At 42.5% G+C, this 17164-nt stretch carries 15 protein-coding genes and 1 other annotated feature; of the genes, 4 read left to right on the forward strand and 11 right to left on the reverse strand.

The annotated features are described in order from the left end of the window. Nucleotides 1-30 precede the first annotated feature (30 nt). From pheT to CSV68_RS00395, 3 genes are all read right to left on the reverse strand, one after another. Complete coding sequence (gene pheT / locus CSV68_RS00385; RefSeq protein ID WP_099661214.1) at nucleotides 31-2442, reverse strand: phenylalanine--tRNA ligase subunit beta; 2412 nt, start codon at nucleotides 2440-2442, stop codon at nucleotides 31-33. A gap of 12 nt (nucleotides 2443-2454) precedes the next feature. Then, entirely contained in the window at nucleotides 2455-3492 is a 1038-nt protein-coding gene (gene pheS / locus CSV68_RS00390) for a phenylalanine--tRNA ligase subunit alpha (protein WP_099632868.1), read from the reverse strand. A gap of 73 nt (nucleotides 3493-3565) precedes the next feature. Then, nucleotides 3566-3803, reverse strand: a binding site (T-box leader). A gap of 53 nt (nucleotides 3804-3856) precedes the next feature. Next, nucleotides 3857-4627 carry a TrmH family RNA methyltransferase gene (locus tag CSV68_RS00395; protein ID WP_099661215.1) on the reverse strand — a complete coding sequence of 257 codons (771 nt, stop codon included), beginning with the start codon at nucleotides 4625-4627 and terminating at the stop codon, nucleotides 3857-3859. An 83-nt stretch (nucleotides 4628-4710) separates the two neighbouring features. On the opposite strand from CSV68_RS00395, the gene sspI reads away from it, so the two are divergent. Further along, nucleotides 4711-4926, forward strand: a complete 216-nt coding sequence (gene sspI / locus CSV68_RS00400) for a small acid-soluble spore protein SspI (protein WP_099632866.1) — start codon at nucleotides 4711-4713, stop codon at nucleotides 4924-4926. A 281-nt stretch (nucleotides 4927-5207) separates the two neighbouring features. On the opposite strand, the gene CSV68_RS00405 is transcribed toward sspI, so the two are convergent. The 5 genes from CSV68_RS00405 to CSV68_RS00425 form a co-directional block, all read right to left on the reverse strand. Further along, nucleotides 5208-6830, reverse strand: coding sequence for a long-chain fatty acid--CoA ligase (locus tag CSV68_RS00405; protein WP_099661350.1), 1623 nt, complete (start codon nucleotides 6828-6830; stop codon nucleotides 5208-5210). 224 nt (nucleotides 6831-7054) lie between these two features. Beyond that, nucleotides 7055-7513: a small multi-drug export protein gene (locus CSV68_RS00410; RefSeq protein WP_099661216.1), complete on the reverse strand. Its 459-nt coding sequence runs from the start codon at nucleotides 7511-7513 to the stop codon at nucleotides 7055-7057. Between the two features lie 105 nt (nucleotides 7514-7618). Beyond that, the gene (gene argF, locus CSV68_RS00415; protein WP_099661217.1) at nucleotides 7619-8584 is read right to left on the reverse strand and encodes an ornithine carbamoyltransferase; all 966 of its coding nucleotides are present in this window, start codon (nucleotides 8582-8584) and stop codon (nucleotides 7619-7621) included. Between the two features lie 147 nt (nucleotides 8585-8731). Further along, on the reverse strand, nucleotides 8732-9817 hold the full coding sequence (locus tag CSV68_RS00420) for a M42 family metallopeptidase (RefSeq protein WP_099632863.1): 1086 nt from the start codon (nucleotides 9815-9817) through the stop codon (nucleotides 8732-8734). Nucleotides 9818-9865: 48 nt separating this feature from the next. Continuing rightward, nucleotides 9866-10852, reverse strand: a complete 987-nt coding sequence (locus tag CSV68_RS00425) for a diaminopimelate dehydrogenase (RefSeq protein WP_099661218.1) — start codon at nucleotides 10850-10852, stop codon at nucleotides 9866-9868. Between the two features lie 157 nt (nucleotides 10853-11009). Between CSV68_RS00425 and CSV68_RS00430 the strand changes: the two genes are divergently transcribed. Then, nucleotides 11010-12179: an MFS transporter gene (locus CSV68_RS00430; RefSeq protein ID WP_099661219.1), complete on the forward strand. Its 1170-nt coding sequence runs from the start codon at nucleotides 11010-11012 to the stop codon at nucleotides 12177-12179. A gap of 695 nt (nucleotides 12180-12874) precedes the next feature. Here CSV68_RS00430 and recQ read toward each other — a convergent pair. The 3 genes from recQ to pssA all read right to left on the reverse strand — a co-directional run bounded on the left by recQ (nucleotide 12875) and on the right by pssA (nucleotide 15735). After that, nucleotides 12875-14647, reverse strand: a complete 1773-nt coding sequence (recQ, locus tag CSV68_RS00435) for a DNA helicase RecQ (protein WP_099661351.1) — start codon at nucleotides 14645-14647, stop codon at nucleotides 12875-12877. A 31-nt stretch (nucleotides 14648-14678) separates the two neighbouring features. Next, nucleotides 14679-15095, reverse strand: coding sequence for a hemerythrin domain-containing protein (locus CSV68_RS00440; RefSeq protein WP_099632860.1), 417 nt, complete (start codon nucleotides 15093-15095; stop codon nucleotides 14679-14681). Between the two features lie 106 nt (nucleotides 15096-15201). Then, complete coding sequence (gene pssA / locus CSV68_RS00445) at nucleotides 15202-15735, reverse strand: CDP-diacylglycerol--serine O-phosphatidyltransferase (RefSeq protein ID WP_099632859.1); 534 nt, start codon at nucleotides 15733-15735, stop codon at nucleotides 15202-15204. Nucleotides 15736-15791: 56 nt separating this feature from the next. Between pssA and asd the strand changes: the two genes are divergently transcribed. Together asd and CSV68_RS00455 are read left to right on the forward strand one after the other, a co-directional pair. After that, nucleotides 15792-16571: an archaetidylserine decarboxylase gene (gene asd, locus CSV68_RS00450; protein ID WP_099632858.1), complete on the forward strand. Its 780-nt coding sequence runs from the start codon at nucleotides 15792-15794 to the stop codon at nucleotides 16569-16571. 17 nt (nucleotides 16572-16588) lie between these two features. Then, nucleotides 16589-17077, forward strand: a complete 489-nt coding sequence (locus CSV68_RS00455; RefSeq protein ID WP_099632857.1) for a DedA family protein — start codon at nucleotides 16589-16591, stop codon at nucleotides 17075-17077. The last annotated feature ends 87 nt before the right edge of the window (nucleotides 17078-17164 follow it).

Consider the following 17164-nt stretch of genomic DNA (forward strand, 5'->3'; position numbering starts at 1 on the left):
CAGAAAACTGATAGGTAGCCTGCTTATTTATTATGATCGGAGTTGTGCGTTCGCTTGTACAGTTAACGCATCCAATACTTTACTATGTGCCTTGACGACGTCGTCATCCGTCAACGTACGCTCAGGATCGAAGTACGTCAGAGAGAACGCAACGGATTTTGTTCCTTCTTCTACGTTCTTTCCTTCGTATAAATCAAACAACTGAACTTTCTTCAGTAATTTACCGCCTGCTTGCTGGATAATCTTCTCCAAGTTCGCAGCAGATGTGTCTCGATCCACAACTAAGGCAATATCACGAGAGATGGAAGGATAGCGTGGAACGGCTTCATACAACAGCTCTTCTGTTGCAGTTTGCATAATAGACTGCAAATTCATTTCCATGACATACGTCTCCTGTAAGTCACGTTGATGTTGAACAGTCGGGTGCACTTGACCGATGATCCCCACTGACTGATCATCCAACCATACTGTCGCTGTTCGACCTGGGTGCATTTGATCCACTGTCGCTTTTGTGAATTGTAGTCTTTCAAGCAAACCTAATTGCTCAAACAACCCTTCTACAATTCCCTTCATGACGAAGAAGTCGACTTTTTTCGTTTCACCTTGCCACGCATGATGAACCCATTTGCCAGTCAATACGGCTGCAACATGTTCTACTTCTTTCGGCAAACCATCTTCTTCGATACCAAGGAAAACAGATCCTGTTTCGTAAAGTGCAATCGACTCATTTCGTCGAGCCACATTGTACGTTGTTGCATCAAGAAGGTGCGGAATTATGCTTTGACGAAGAACACTGCGCTCTTCACTCATCGGCATTAGCAATTTCGTTACTGGAGCTGTCTCCAGTGCGTAAGCTTGCGCGTCTTTCGGTGAAGCCAATGAATACGTCAGAGCTTGTGATAGTCCTGCCGCTTCAAGATATCTTCGGACAATGCGACGCTTCGCCTGATAAGGAGTCAAACCGCCTGGTGTACTTTCTACGACTGGCAATGTTTTTGGGATTTCATCATAACCATATAGACGCGCGATTTCTTCAATCATGTCTTCTTTGATTTTCAAATCTTGACGACGTGTCGGGATATCCATCACGAGTTGTCCATTGATTAATTCCGTCGGGATCTGCAAACGGTCCATAATCGTTTTCATTTCATCCATAGCAATTTTCATACCTAGACGATTATTTACATAGTCCGGTGAAAGAATGATTTTCTCAGGTGTTTTGTCGAGTTCGTCGAACGTAACGGACCCTTCAAGAACTTCTCCACCAGCAAGTTCAGCCATCAATTGAGCCGCTCTCTCTGCTGCTTCTGCTACACGATTCGGATCGACACCTTTTTCAAAACGTGTGCTCGCATCACTGCGTAGGCCTACTTCTTTAGAAGTTTGACGAACAGAACCTGGCGCGAAATAAGCTGACTCAATAACAACAGTTGTAGTACCTTCATACACTTCTGAATTAGCGCCGCCCATTACACCCGCAAGTGCAACCGGCTCTTTGCCATTCGTTATGACTAGTTGATGATCATGTAAAGTCCGTTCTACTTGATCAAGCGTCACCATCTTTTCACCTTCACGGGCATGACGCACGACGATCTCTTTCGTTTCGAGACGATCATAGTCAAATGCGTGAAGGGGCTGACCATACTCCATCAATACGTAGTTCGTAATATCAACTACGTTATTATGCGGTCGGATACCAGCAGACATTAACGTGTTTTGCAACCATTGAGGTGATTCGGCAACTTTGACATTCTTCACTACTTTTGCCACGTACATGGGATTGTCTTCTGCTGCCTCTACGGAAAGTTTCAAAACGTCTTGCGCTTTTTCTGCAGATGCTGAATAAGAAATTTCCGGCAGCTTAATATCTTTCGATAAAATCGCCCCTACTTCATACGCAACACCGAGCATACTCAATGCATCAGAACGGTTTGGTGTTAAATCAAATTCCAAAATACGATCGTACAAACCGAGATGCGTCAATGCGCTATCACCAGCACGTACATCATTCGGTAAAACATAAATTCCTTCAGCATACGCTTTTGGAACCAACTTTCCTTCTATACCGAGTTCTTGTAGTGAACAGATCATGCCGTTAGACTCTTCACCACGAAGTTTCGCTTTCTTGATCTTCATTCCACCAGGCAACACTGCTCCTGGACGTGCGACAATAACATTTTGCCCTTCTGCGATATTTGGTGCTCCACAAATAATTTGTGAAATCTCTCCTCCTACATCGACTTGACAAATATGTAATTTATCCGCTTCAGGATGTTTTACACAGCTATTTACGTGTCCAATGACGATATGATCCATACCGAATGAACGATCAATAATGCCGTCTACTTCTATTCCGGCACGAGTGATTTTTTCTGCCAGTTCTTCTATGGAAAGTTCATTCCAATCTACGTAATTACTTAACCAATTTGTTGATACTAACATCAATATTCCTCCTTATGCCTCTGACCGGTGGAATTGTGAAATAAACCGAATGTCATTTGTATAGAAATGACGAATATCTTCCACTCCGTATTTTAACATCGCAATTCTTTCCGGCCCCATGCCGAATGCAAATCCTGTGACTTCTTCCGGGTTGTAGCCAGCCATTTCCAAAACGTTAGGATGGACCATACCCGCTCCTAAAATTTCGATCCAGCCTGTTTTCTTACAAACGTTACAGCCTGTTCCGCCACATTTGAAACAAGAAATATCCATTTCAACTGAAGGCTCCGTGAATGGGAAGAAACTTGGACGCAAACGAATTTCACGCTCAGCGCCGAATAATTTCTTCGCAAGGAGATCAAGTGTACCTTTCAAGTCGCTCATGCGAATATTTTCGCCCACAACAAGCCCTTCGATTTGTGTAAATTGATGAGAGTGCGTCGCATCATCCGAGTCTCGACGGTATACTTTACCCGGACAAATGATTTTGATTGCAGCTCCATCTTTCGCTTCCATCGTACGAGCTTGGACAGGAGATGTATGTGTGCGCAATAAAATGTCTTCTGTAATATAAAATGAATCTTGCATATCTCGAGCTGGGTGACCTTTTGGCAAGTTCAACGCTTCGAAGTTGTAATAATCTTTTTCTACTTCGGGTCCTTCTGCGATTTCATAGCCCATACTAATGAAAAAGTCTTCAATTTCCTCTACTACTCGCGTTAAAGGATGATGATTACCAAGTTCTACTGGACGGCCTGGTAATGTAACATCAATCGATTCATTTTCCAATTGTTCCTGGATTGCTTGCTGTTCGAGGATTTCTTTACGTTCCTCAAGGATTGCCGTTACACTTTCACGGATTTCATTGACGAGCGCCCCCATCTTCGGACGTTCTTCAGCCGGCAGTTTACCCATCCCTTTTAGTAGGTCGGTAATCGGACCTTTTTTCCCGAGATACGCTACGCGCACATCATTCAATTCTTTGACAGTATGGGATTCTTTGATTTTCAGCATTACCTGTTCTTTCAGTTCATGTAACTGTTCTTTCATGTGTACTTGCTCCTCTCTCTATTTGGCGGTTACGTAGCTAAACTTTCCGGAAAACAAAAAAACTCGCCCCTATAAAAGGGACGAGGTCGATTTCGCGGTACCACCCTGATTAGTTTGCATCAAAAAACGACGATGCAAAATCACTTAAATTGGAATAACGGTCCTATGCCGGCACGCCTTTACATGTCTGGTCCAAGCGTGCAGCTCGCGGGGTGAACTTCAATGGAGCATCGTTTTTCACACTTTCAGTCAAGGTGTGAAATCCCTGAGAACGCATCTCACCATTTACTTTTCCCGGTCATAGCTGTTTTCTTTCATTCGCCTTCTAGTATACCGTAAATCGATTACGCCTTCAATAGAGATGTCAGTGCTGTCGAAGTGTGTACAGCAAAATACCTGTCGCAACTGCCACATTCAGTGATTCAGCCTGACCGTATAACGGAATTTTCACTACATGATCAGCTTGGGATAGTAATTCACTATCAACACCACTTCCTTCATTCCCTACAAGCAGTGCAAATGAAGTTTGTGCCTCTAATTCGTTAAGTGAAACGGCTTGCTGTAAACCTGTGCCGATAATCGGGACTTGATTGGCTTTCAAACGATCTATCCACACTGTCAACTCTTCACGTACAACAGGAATATGGAAATGAGAACCTTGCGCAGAGCGAACCGTTTTTGGATTAAATGGATCCGCACATCCTTTACCTAAAATTACCGCATCTAAACCTGCTGCGTCTGCAGTACGGATCATCGTACCGATATTCCCCGGATCCTGTACAGCGTCAATTAGCAACACTCGCTTCCACTGATGTTGATCTGTTTCTTCGTACTGAGGCTGTCTACAATAAGCGAAAACACCTTGTGTCTGCTCTGTTTCAGAAATTTCTTTTGCAACTGCAGTTGTCAGTTCAATAATCGGTGCCGTCCAATGTGTCGGAATTTCAATATCTTCGCGTACAAGTAATTGAATAACTAAATCCGGCTGTTTAATAGCTTCTTCGACAAGATGGAAACCTTCCACGAGAAACTCTTTCGTCTGATCTCGTTCCTTTCGAGTCGTAACTAATTTCTTCCAATGTTTCACTAATGAGTTCTGAGTTGATTCAATTCGTTTATTCAAGAGGCTGAACATCCTTTTTTTCTTTTTAGTGTATCAAACCAGCGTATATTTAGCGACTTTTGTGGAAAAGATGAGAATAAAGGAGGCTGAAGAACATGAATTTCCAAATACGCGATGCCATCTCAGCAAACATGACAAACAATAGCTCCACTGACGTACGAGGTGTGATCGACGATGCCATTCAACGAGGCGAAGAACATCTATTACCAGGATTAGGTGTGTTTTTCGAGCAACTATGGAAACGCGCAGACGAAACAGAAAAAGCAGAAATCACCAACGAACTATCCGAAGCATTCGCACAAGCACAATAAAGATAAACCAAACAAAAGCCCTTCACTTCTCTAATTTAGTGAAGGGCTTTTGATTTTTGTTTTTGTTTTTGTTTTTGTTTTATCTAATTATAATCACACATAAAGAAAACTAAACTAGTTGATCGTAAGTGTAAGGCGGCGACTCCCGGAGGATCAGCGTGTGCCTTGAGACCCCGCAGGAACGCTAGTGACGAGGAGGCTCAAGCCACGCCCTCGGGAAAGCGTCCGCCTGAAACGTCGATCAACGGCGCCTTTCCCTATCCAGTCTCACTAATCTTTACTTACTTCTTCGTATAATGCTCCTTCAACTGATCCCGTAAAGCCGCTTTCAAAAACTTCCCAACAGACGTCTTTGGAATCTCCTTGACAAACAAAATCTCATCCGGAATCCACCAACTCGCAAACTGCACCTTTAGCGAATCTTTCAACTCCTGTACCTTCGCGTCATCCTCTGCCACATTCTCATTCAACACGACACAAGCCAACGGGCGCTCCATCCACTTTTCATGCGGAACAGCGATCACTGCTGCCTCATACACATCATCATGTGACATCAACGCGTTCTCCAAGTCAACAGAAGAAATCCATTCGCCACCGCTCTTGATTAAATCCTTCGTGCGATCCGTCAACTTCAGATAGCCGTCCTCTGTCATCACTGCAATATCACCTGTATACAGCCAACCATCTTTAAAGGCTTCTTCCGTTCGCTCATCTTTGTAATATTCACTAGCAATCCACGGGCCTCTGACAGTCAACTCACCCATCGTTTCACCGTCCCACGGTACCTCTCCGTTTTCATTGACTACACGGATATCGAGTCCCGGCATAACCAACCCTTGCAACGCACGCATATCGATTCTCTCATCTGTCGTCAAATTATCCATGGAAGATGTTAGCACTGATAAACTGACAAGCGGCGAAGTTTCCGTCATGCCGTAGCCGACAATGAATGGAACTTTGTACTTCTCTTCAAACGTTCGAATTAAGCCTTTTGGCGAAGCAGAGCCGCCACAAACAATACCACGCAGTGAAGAGATATCTCGTGGATTCTGCTCCAATTCTTTCAGTACAGCGAGCCAAATCGTCGGAACGCCTGCAGTAATTGTTACTTTTTCACTTTCAATTAAATCGAGTAGAACGGCTGGATTAAACCCTGGACCGGGCAAGACTTGTGTCGTGCCATAGAAAACGCCAGCGAAAGGAATTCCCCATGCATTAACATGAAACATCGGTACAACAGACATGGCAATATCCCGTTCACACACACCCATTGCATCCGATAATCCAAGTGCGTAACTTTGCAGAACCAATCCTCTATGCGTATATATAACGCCTTTCGGTAATCCTGTAGTAGCTGATGTGTAGCACAGACCCGCTGGAGTATTTTCATCCAAGTCTTGTGGATAATCGTACTCATCTGACGCATTTTCTAAAAGCGCTTCATAGGAATGCACATTTTCTAATGTAGTCTCAGGTATATCTTTACTGTCGCCCATGATCACAAAATGTTTTACCGTCTTTAGCATCGGCGCCATTTTTTCAAGATGAGGGAAAAACTCTGCATCCACGAGCAAAATTTCATCTTCTGCGTGATTGATAATATACATAATATGTTCAGGCGATAAGCGAATGTTGATCATGTGAAGGATTGCACCCGTACAAGGCACCGCGAAATAAGCTTCTAAATGCCGGTGATGGTTCCATGCAAATGTGCCAACTTTCGTACCATGCTCCATGCCTAGCTGCGTCAGTGCATTTGATAGTTTCCGCGTTCTCTTTGCCCATTCACGATACGTAAAACGCTGTATGCGCTGTTCTCCTGTTCGTGAAATGACCATCTTATTCGGAAAAAACCGTTCTGCCCGTGTGATAAATGTAGATAGAATTAGTGGTGTTTGCATCATATCCATCCGCTCCTCTTTCGTTAGAAGTGAAATTATCAATCCGTCGTGCACGTTTCAAAGCATGTACTATTCATTTCAATGAAATCAATGCGCAGATGGAATGATTCTCAGGATGTACTCTATGCGCAAACAAATTACTCTATGAATACTTACTAACGTTACTTTCTGAATATAGTATATACGTTGTCTAACTATTCTGTCTACATAAATCGGTAGTATATCGCTTATCCCACTTTTTGACGCGTCCAAAAGAATGCATCTACTCCGAGAACGGTTAGCGTGCCAAATACAATCGACCAGATAGCTAGACTTAGCAACAACCAGATGGCGGTATGTGATTTAGATGAGCCTAGGGCAAGTGCTAGGAACGCCGCCAGATGGGAGCCAATTAAAACAGGCCCAAGCAAAGCTAGACCTGGAACACCATAGCGTGTCCAAATTTTCTCCGCACGAGCTGTACGCTTTGAAGGTGTTTTCACGTCGGTTTTCTTCTTACTTTCCCACCATTTTTTTAATTTCTGAAAAACTAAAATTTCCAATACTATTGTTAAAGCGTTTCCTGCAAAACCAACCACGACAGCAGTTGCTAGGGACATCCCACGCAGAATCCCTAAAGGAACCGCCACTAGAACTTCAAATCCCGGTGCTGCACCGGCAAGAAATACAAGCAAATATGTAATCAACTATTTTCCTCCCCTATTTCGATTCCATTCAGTATATCAAACGAAAGATAGCAGAACATAAAAAAAACCACTTTCCAAATAAATGGAAAGCAGTTGATCGATTTATTATAGTAACGATGCAAGAATTGCTTTTTGTGCGTGCAGACGATTTCCGGCTTGCTGGAATACATACGAGTTATTACCATCGATCACAGAAGTCGATACTTCTTCTTCACGGTGTGCTGGAAGACAATGCAAGAACACATAATCTTTCTTTGCATGACCGACTAAGTGATCATTAATTTGGAAATCTTTAAAATCGACTAAACGCTTCGCTGCTTCTTCCTCTTGCCCCATACTTGTCCAAACATCCGTATAAATTGCATCTGCATCTGTGGCAGACTCAACTGGATCATACGTTGACGTCACGCTTCCACCATTTGACTCGGCAATTTTCTTCGCCTTTTCAAACAAGCCTGAGTGGTATTCATAGCCTTTAGGTGTCGCCACAGAAACGTGCATGCCCATATGCGCACCAGCAATGACTAATGAATGTGCTACGTTGTTCCCGTCTCCAATATAAGAGAGTTTTAAGCCTTTCAAATCGCCTTTCACTTCTTTGATTGTAAGTAAATCTGCCATCGCTTGGCACGGATGAAATAGATCAGTCAACCCGTTTATAATTGGAACTGAAGTATGTTCTGCCAACTCTTCCACCATTTTATGAGACTTCGCACGAATCATCACGCCGTCTAAAAACTCGGATAATACTTTCCCAGTATCTGAAACAGATTCCCCGCGTCCAATCTGCAAATCTCGAGCATTCATGAACAGACCATGTCCGCCTAATTGAATCATGCCCACTTCGAATGAAATACGGGTACGAGTGGAATTCTTCTCAAATATCATGCCGAGTGTTTTACCCGCTAAGATGTCCGGCGTCTTACCTGCCAATGTATCTTGCTTCATGTCATATGCCAGTTGTATGAGATACGCGATTTCTTCGCTAGAATAATCGAGTAGTGTTAGAAAGTCGCGTCCTTTTAAGCTATCTTTGTCTATACTTGTCGTTGTTTGATTTGTCTTTACCATTTATTGATCCCCTACCATCCATTTGAAGTGTGTATAAACTAGTATACAATTGTATATTTATGAAGTCAAATGAATTTTTATAACTTATCATATTATTTCATTAAAAAACAGCGATGCTTTTTCGGCACCGCTGAGTGATCATATAATTTATTCAAATGTGATGTTTTTCACTGCTTCTGCGTCCAAACGCTTAACAATTTCAACTAACAGTTTCACTGTATTCTCAAAGTCTTGACGGTGAAGCATTGCCGCATGACTGTGGATGTAACGAGTTGGGATACAGATAGCCAATGTAGGGATCCCTGTTCCGCTCACGTGGATTGACCCACCATCCGTTCCGCCACCGGACATCGTTGCGAATTGATACGGAATATTAAGCTCTTCTGCTGTATCGACTACGAAATTGCGTAATCCTCTATGAGATACCATTGAAGCGTCATACAACAAGATCTGTGGACCGTCACCCATTGTACCAACAGATTCTTTTGCTGTAATACCCGGTGTATCCCCTGCAATACCTACGTCAACCGCGAAACCGATATCCGGCTGAATTTTATTCGTTGCGGTTTTCGCTCCACGCAAACCAACCTCTTCTTGAATCGCACCAACACTATACAAACGGTTCGGATGCTTTTCATCTTTCAACCGCTTCATCACTTCAATGGCGATGGCACAGCCGATCCGATTATCCCATGCTTTTGCCAGTAAGTAATTTTCATTTTTCATAACAGTGAATTCGAAGTAAGGCACGATCATATCTCCTGGGAGAATGCCCCATGACAGAACTTCTTCTTTTGACTCTGCGCCTACGTCAATGAACATGTCTTTAATATCGACAGGTTTCTTGCGAGCTTCAGGTGGCAGAATATGTGGCGGCTTTGAACCAATTACGCCTGTAATCGTCTCACCTGAACGTGTCACGATGGAAACGCGTTGTGCCAGCATAACTTGTGACCACCAGCCACCTACTGTCTGAAAGTATACGAAGCCTTTATCATCGATTCGTGTCAACATGAAGCCTACTTCATCCAAGTGCCCAGCGATCATGATCTTCGGCCCGTTTGCATCGCCTTCTTTGCTAGCGATCAGTGAACCTAGTCCGTCATGATCAATTTCATCTGCATAGGGTTTGATGTGCTTCGTCATGACATCCCGTGCTTCGCGCTCATTGCCCGGAATTCCTCGTGCATCTGTTAAATCTTTTAGCATCTCTAATGTCTCATCCAGTTTCATAAAAGATTCTGCCTCCTCATTCTACATTCCAAAATAATTTACCAGGTATTACAGTAATTCTTTACGAATAGCTGCAGGTGATTTAGGTGATAACAAGCCGGGTGCGATGTCATAAACTGTTTTCGCTCCAGTATCGCCTTTTTGCTGCAATTTATAAGCCGCTCTTGCATATGCGACAAGGACACTTGATGTAAATTCGGGATTGCTATCTAATTTAAGCGAGAATTCTATGACTTGATCTGTGTGCTTACCCGTGTTGCCACTGCGAATGACGAAACCGCCATGTGGCATCTTCGCATGGTCCAGACGAAGTTCTTCTTCCGTAATGAAATGAACGATCGTATCGTAATCTGCGAAGTAATCAGGCATCGTAACAATCGTTTCACGTACTTGATCTGCACTAGCTCCTTCTTCAAGAACGACATAGCATTCACGTGTATGTTTATCTTTTGTCGAAAGCTCAGGGTGCTCACCGTTACGCACACGATTGATCGCATCTTCAGCTGGCAATGTGTACTGAACGCCTGCTTTTACGCCGTCAACACGACGCACTGCATCGGAGTGACCTTGACTTAATCCTTTACCCCAGAACGTATACGTTTCACCTTCTGGCAAAATGGATTCACCCATTAAACGGTTGATCGAAAATAAACCCGGATCCCATCCAACAGAAATGATAGCTGTTGTTCCTGCCTCTTTAGCTACTTCATCAACTGCCGCGAAGTACTCTGGAATCTTGGCATGCGTGTCAAAGCTATCTACCGTTGTAAAGTGTTTCGCAAGGGCTGGCCCTTGTTCTGGCAAATCATTTTTAGAACCACCGCATAAAATCAAGACATCAATATCCTCTTTAAATGATTCTATTTCATCCAGCTTAAGAACAGGTACTTGTTCTGAAAGTAATTGTACGTCTTTCGGCTCTCTGCGCGTGAATACACCAACTAATGTCATATCTTTATTTTGACTGATTGCTGACTCTACTCCACGCCCTAAATTACCGTAACCAGCGATTCCTACTCGAATTTCTTTCGTCAAGATCACTCATCCCCTTATGCTTTGTTGTTTACGTTTTTCATTTTACCGTGAAGGATGATAGATTGCGAATATTTATCTTTGAGCAGTTCGGTTCTATTCGAAAAGTTTCATGTTAAAATAGATAGTAGTTGAATTTTTTGTAAAGTGAGGATCTTTTATGCGCTTTTTTGTCTATCTAATTGTTTTCTTCTCGTTCTTTGATTTATTTTCACAGTTGCCGATCATGAGTCCGTTCGCTACAGGTCTCGGTGCTTCTGCTTTTATCGTCGGATTATCGGTCGGTATTTACTCGTTTGCGAATATTTTCGGTAATATCATTTCAGGTATTTTGACAGATCGTAGAGGACCATTCTATATTTTATTATTTGGTTTGTTCACATCCGCTTTGTCGTTGTTCTCATATGGATTGATTTCTGGTTCAGGATCATTAATCGGCATTCGTTTTGTGCACGGCTTAACGGAAGGTTTAATCATTCCAGCTGCCTTCACGTTTCTAGCTAACGGTTCCGAACGTTCTAAGCGGGGTAGAAATGCTGCGATCTCTGGTGCGTTTGTCGGACTTGCTGCCATTTTCGGACCTGCCTATAGCGGAATCGTTTCCGTTAAGACAAGCGTTGTGACCATCATGGCCATCAATGGGGTCTTCATGGTTTTGCTAACCATTGGCGCCGTTATTTTTTTACGTTCGTTTACATACGTAAGAAAAGTAAAAACAGCGAAACAAAAAGCAGTGAAGCCGTTAGCGTTTTTCCGCCACCCAGGTATCATCCGAGCTTTTCTTGGCGCATTCTTCCTGATGTTCTCACAAGGTGTGTTAGCCTTAGTACTCCCACTAAAAGTCGAGTACCTTCAGTTTGATGCAAAAACGACGGGTATGCTGCTAAGTGTTTTCGGTCTAGTCGCTGTGTTGATTTTCGTTTTGCCGATCAACCGTATTTTTGATATCGCCCGTCCGATGGTCACATTGGCAGTCGGCTTGATTTTGATGAGTGGCAGTATGTTGTTCTTATCACAAGTTGACGAACTATCTTTGATGATGCTGGCGATGGTCGTCTATGGAACTGGGTTCGCATTCCTGTTCCCTTCTATTAACTCATTGCTAATTGATTCCACGGAACCCGAAACAAGAGGGAAAGCGTATGGATTCTTCTATGCATTCTTCTCCTTTGGCGTAGTAGTAGGATCTAGCGCTATTGGTATATTGGACTTGGAATTCCATCATGCCTTCATGCTTGCAAGTGCGATTTTGTTAATCGCAGCCATTTTCACATTAATCGGTTTGCGAAAAGATACTCGTCCAGTCGAGGGTCAACGCTCTGCACAGTAAATAGTATAAAAAAGGTATGTCTGTTGAAGTCATTTGACTTTAATGGGCATACCTTTTTATATGGAGATTGTCGATTAATAAGTGATTTTTAAACTCGTTAAGTTCAAAAGCAAGCGCGGGGAAAAAGTGAGTTACTTAGTTAGTACGAAGGTATGGAAGCTCCAGTTGGGGGACGCTTTCCCATGGGCCCGCGGTGAGCCAACCAGTTCGCTTTGCTCTCTTTGGTTGTCTCACCTGATCGGGCTGATCCATCGGGAAGAGCCGTTACGAAGAACGGCTTTTGCGAGTAAAAGCGAAGCGTTAGGAGCACATCTTTGCACTTCGCCCCCAACTTCCGCTTCCATCCTACATTGATAGTGGAGATACTTGTATCACTCAATGAAGGTAGCGTGTGAATTATTATTTTATCTTAACTTATTTAAATTCAAATCTAGAAGTTCAAAATTCATTAAAACACTTATTTCAATATGCAATAAAAAGTATTATCTTCTTACACTGCAAGGGATTGGCGCTACGGAGTGGAGACTCCCGCGGGAATAGCATGAGCCTTGAGACCCCGCAGGAAAGCAGTCCTTCCTACCGCCAATCCCAAACCCAACACCACTCCTATTCTTTTTACTTCATTATCATAATCTTAAATTTTAAAAAACATCACAGGAAGTCGTAAAGCAACGACTTCTTGTGATGTTTCCTATTTACGCTTGCTGTGTTGAAAATGAATCGATAATCTCAAGGAACACTTCGCCGTAACGTTCAAGCTTTGTTTCGCCTACCCCTTGCACGGTTAATAACTCTTCATTGGTAGCAGGCATTTTCGCTACCATGTCGCGTAATGTCTTGTCCGAGAAAATAACGAATGGTGGGACACCAGCTTCTTGTGCTAGTTTCAAGCGCATCGCTCGAAGTTCATTGAATAACGGATCGTCCTTAGCGACGATAGTTGTCACCATCTCGCCTTTACGCCAGACTTTTACTTTTCCTAGTAAGACATCTTTCCCATCTTCACTGACGAAAATAGTTGGATACGGCCCACTTTCAACTTGTAGGTAATTCTTTGAAATCAAAAATTCGATGAAATCTGCCACGTCTTTGGCATTGCGTCCTTTCATCAATCCATATGTCGTTAGCTCATCAAAGTTTAATTCTTTGAGCTTCTTATTTCTCGATCCTGTCAGTACTTGCGCAACCATCGTCTTACCAAAGCGTTGCCCCATACGGATAACACAGGAAAGCACTTTTTGCGTATCCACTGTTACATCAAACTGTTCGCGCGTGTCGGTGCAGTTGCCGCAACGACCACAATCTTCCACATCATCTTCGCCAAAATACTTGATGATGTGTTTTTGCAGACAACCTTCCGTATGGCAGTAATCTACCATCACTTGCATCTTTTTGATTTCATTCGATACACGGGAAGGATCTGGAGACTGTTCGATGAGGAAGCGTTGTGTTAAGACGTCTTGCGAAGAGAATAACAAATAACAATCACTGTCGAGCCCATCACGCCCTGCCCTTCCAGCTTCCTGATAATAACTTTCCATATTCTTCGGCATTTGATAATGAATGACGTAGCGAATATTGGATTTATCGATTCCCATACCGAACGCGTTAGTTGCGACCATCACGCGTGCATCTTCCATGATGAATCGATCTTGCTGCTGTTGGCGTTCATCAATGGGTAATCCTGCATGATACTTTGCAGCTGGGATACCACTTTTTTCAAGTAATACATAAACTTGCTCCACTGCTTTTCTAGTCGCGGCATAAATAATGCCCGATTCATTTTTGTTTTTCTGAACATATTCTTTAACAAATTGGTCTCGATTTTGACCTTTGACTACAGAGAACACCAAATTGCTTCTTTCGAAACCAGTTACGACGCGACTTACAGGCGGGATATGCAATTGCTGGCATATATCATCCTGTACTTCGGGTGTAGCCGTTGCGGTTAGTGCAAGAACAATGGGCCGGTTGTTTAAATAATCAAAGATACGATGGATATTTCGGTAACTCGGCCGGAAATCATGTCCCCATTGTGAAATACAATGCGCTTCGTCGATCGCAATTAGCGGAATCGTCATCCGCTGTAATTGATTAAGAAAGGATTCGGAATCCAATCGCTCTGGAGCCACATATAACAGTTTATATTTTCCTTCAAGTGCGTTATCCATCGTGCCAAAATATTCTTCTGATGATAATGTACTGTTAATATACGCTGCTGGAATACCCAACTGATGCAATGCATCGACTTGGTCCTTCATCAAAGAAATCAGCGGCGAAATGACAAGAACAGTTCCTTCCATCGCTAGCGCAGGTACTTGATAACAGACCGACTTACCACCACCTGTTGGCATGACGCAAAGTGAGTCATCACCTTGTAGTACTTGATCAATAACTCGCTGCTGCCCTTCTCGAAATGCTGAATAACCAAAATACTTTTCCAATATATCTAACGGATTTTGAATGATCGCCACCACCTTCCCTTAGTTACTAGTTTTGTTATTGAAATAATAAACGTTCTTCTTCTCTGCTATGTAATTCATTCACCACGATCAAACCGTTGAATTTCTGCATAATTTCAGTTGTGACGGTTGGATCTTCCTCACGTAATGCCTCGATATCTGCAACGAGTATTCGCATCAAATCGTGGTCACGGGTAAGCTGGATAATGTCTCGCGCAAGCTCTGGCTTCTCTTCTAGAACTTGTTTATAAAAGCCTTCTTCTTCAGCATCCGCATGACTGATCACGCGTGTCTTCCAATAATCTAGTAAATGATCGCAAGCCTGCTGAACCATTTCCGTTTCACCTTGTTCTACATATTCTAGTAAATCATCTGTTTTCATTACGGCACCAGAAAGTCCACCTTCATGAATTGCTTTATGTGAATGAAGCTGTCTTAATGCGGGTCCTGACATACTGACCACTCCTTCTAGTTTTCCTTAAGCATAACAGAATTTCTGAGTCAGTGATAGCTTCCTACAATGAAAAGAGCCTTACAGAAAATTCTCTGCAAGACACTTTTCACACTTTCGCTATACGAATACGACTGACCATAAGCCATGCAAGTACACACATATAAATCACAATGTAAGGTGCAATTAAATACGGAACTACGAAGTAACTCAATGTAAGTAAAACACCGGCCGCTGTTATAGGCAGGCCATAATAGGAGCCATCGAACTCTTCGACGTTATAGCGGGCTAAACGGACTGCGCCTGCTAAAATATAAAAAATTACAGCGGACAAACCAATCCACATCGTATCAGTCAACGCGGTGTCATAGAGTAGAATAGCAGGTGCTACGCCGAATGAAACTAAATCGCTGAGCGAATCAAGTTCTTTACCAAATGCCGACTCTGCCTGATAATGCCTGGCTACCATTCCATCGAACCGATCAAATAATGCAGCGAAGAATATGAACATCAGACTCATATGTGCATGACCTTGAAGCACAAGTAATATCGCTATAATCCCTAAACTTAAATTAAAAAGTGTTATGATATTCGCCAATTGGGATTTTAGTTTAGTATAATTAAAATATCTAGATGAAAACAAGTTACGACCTCCTCGTACACTTCTTTAGTATATGCTTTAAATGAAAGGAAGAAAAGATGAAAACACGTATTTTTAAATCATTTGTTGAATTAACTGGATCACCGGTCAGTTCGGCTTTGCTTAAACAAGTCACTACCTCACGTATTAGTAAACCGTTAATAAAGCCTTTTGCGTCATTCTATCATATTCAAATAGACGAAGCGGAATACCCAATAGAACATTATAAAAGTCTCAATGACTTTTTCACCCGTTCATTACAGACTGGTAAGAGACCAATTGATAGCAATCAAAAGACGTTAATCTCTCCAGTTGACGGTGTTTTGAGCGACTCAGGCATTATTGATACACAACAACAATTTAGCGTGAAAGATAAAACATACAGTCTAGCTTCATTGCTTGGCGGCACAGAAAAAGCTGCTCGCTATACGAATGGCTATTATTATCTATTCTATCTTTCTCCTAGACATTATCATCATTTCCATTATCCTATTTCTGGAACGTTGATAAATCGCTATGCATTAGGTTCTACTTCATATCCAGTAAATGATTTAGGAATTCGTATGCGTAACGATGTGTTTTCTTCTAACCATAGGGTCATTTCGGAACTCTTGACTGATTTCGGACATGTAGCTGTCGTCAAAGTAGGCGCCTTAAATGTAAACAGTGTCCGCATTGCAAATTCTGAAACTACTTGTGAAAAAGGGCAAGATTTTGGTCATTTTGCATTTGGATCTACTGTTATTTTATTCATTGAACAAAATGACGTATTTAAGCCAGAAAAAATGTCGTTTACGGAAGTTCAAGTTGGTGATAGGATCGGAGAATGGCAATCTTAAGTAGATGAGGTTTTCTGATGGAACATCTTCAAGAATATATAGTGCAGTATGGCTATCTTTCTATATTTTTCTTTTTGGCTCTTGGTATTTTCGGGCTTCCTTTGCCGGATGAAGTGCTTGTAGCATTCGCCGGTTATTTAACTTCAGCAGGTACGTTCCAGTTTGTCTTCACAATCATTTTCACACTATCTGGAGTCATGGTCGGAACATTGTTCACCTATATGATTGGCAGAAAACTTGGTAAACCATTGATTCATCGTTTTGGAAATCACTTATTCCTCACGCCCCATCGTATGCACAAGGTCGAGCGATGGTTTATGACTTACGGCTCCTGGACGGTGACATTCGGTTACTTTGTTCCTGGTATGCGCCATTTCATTTGTTATGTTTCGGGAATGAGCGGTATGAGTGTTAAACGATATGTGTTGTTTGCTATACCGGGTGTCATTGTCTCAACTACGATTTGCTTGTTACTTGGCTATTTCATCCATCTACCTTTTTTCTAAGCGATAGAAAGATGTTAGTAGAGAGTGGAATGGGGGTACAGTGCCTCTTCTACACTGAATCTAAAGATTAAAACGACGATGTGCTTT

This window comes from Sporosarcina sp. P29, assembly GCF_002743265.1.
Taxonomy (GTDB): Bacteria; Bacillota; Bacilli; order Bacillales_A; family Planococcaceae; genus Sporosarcina.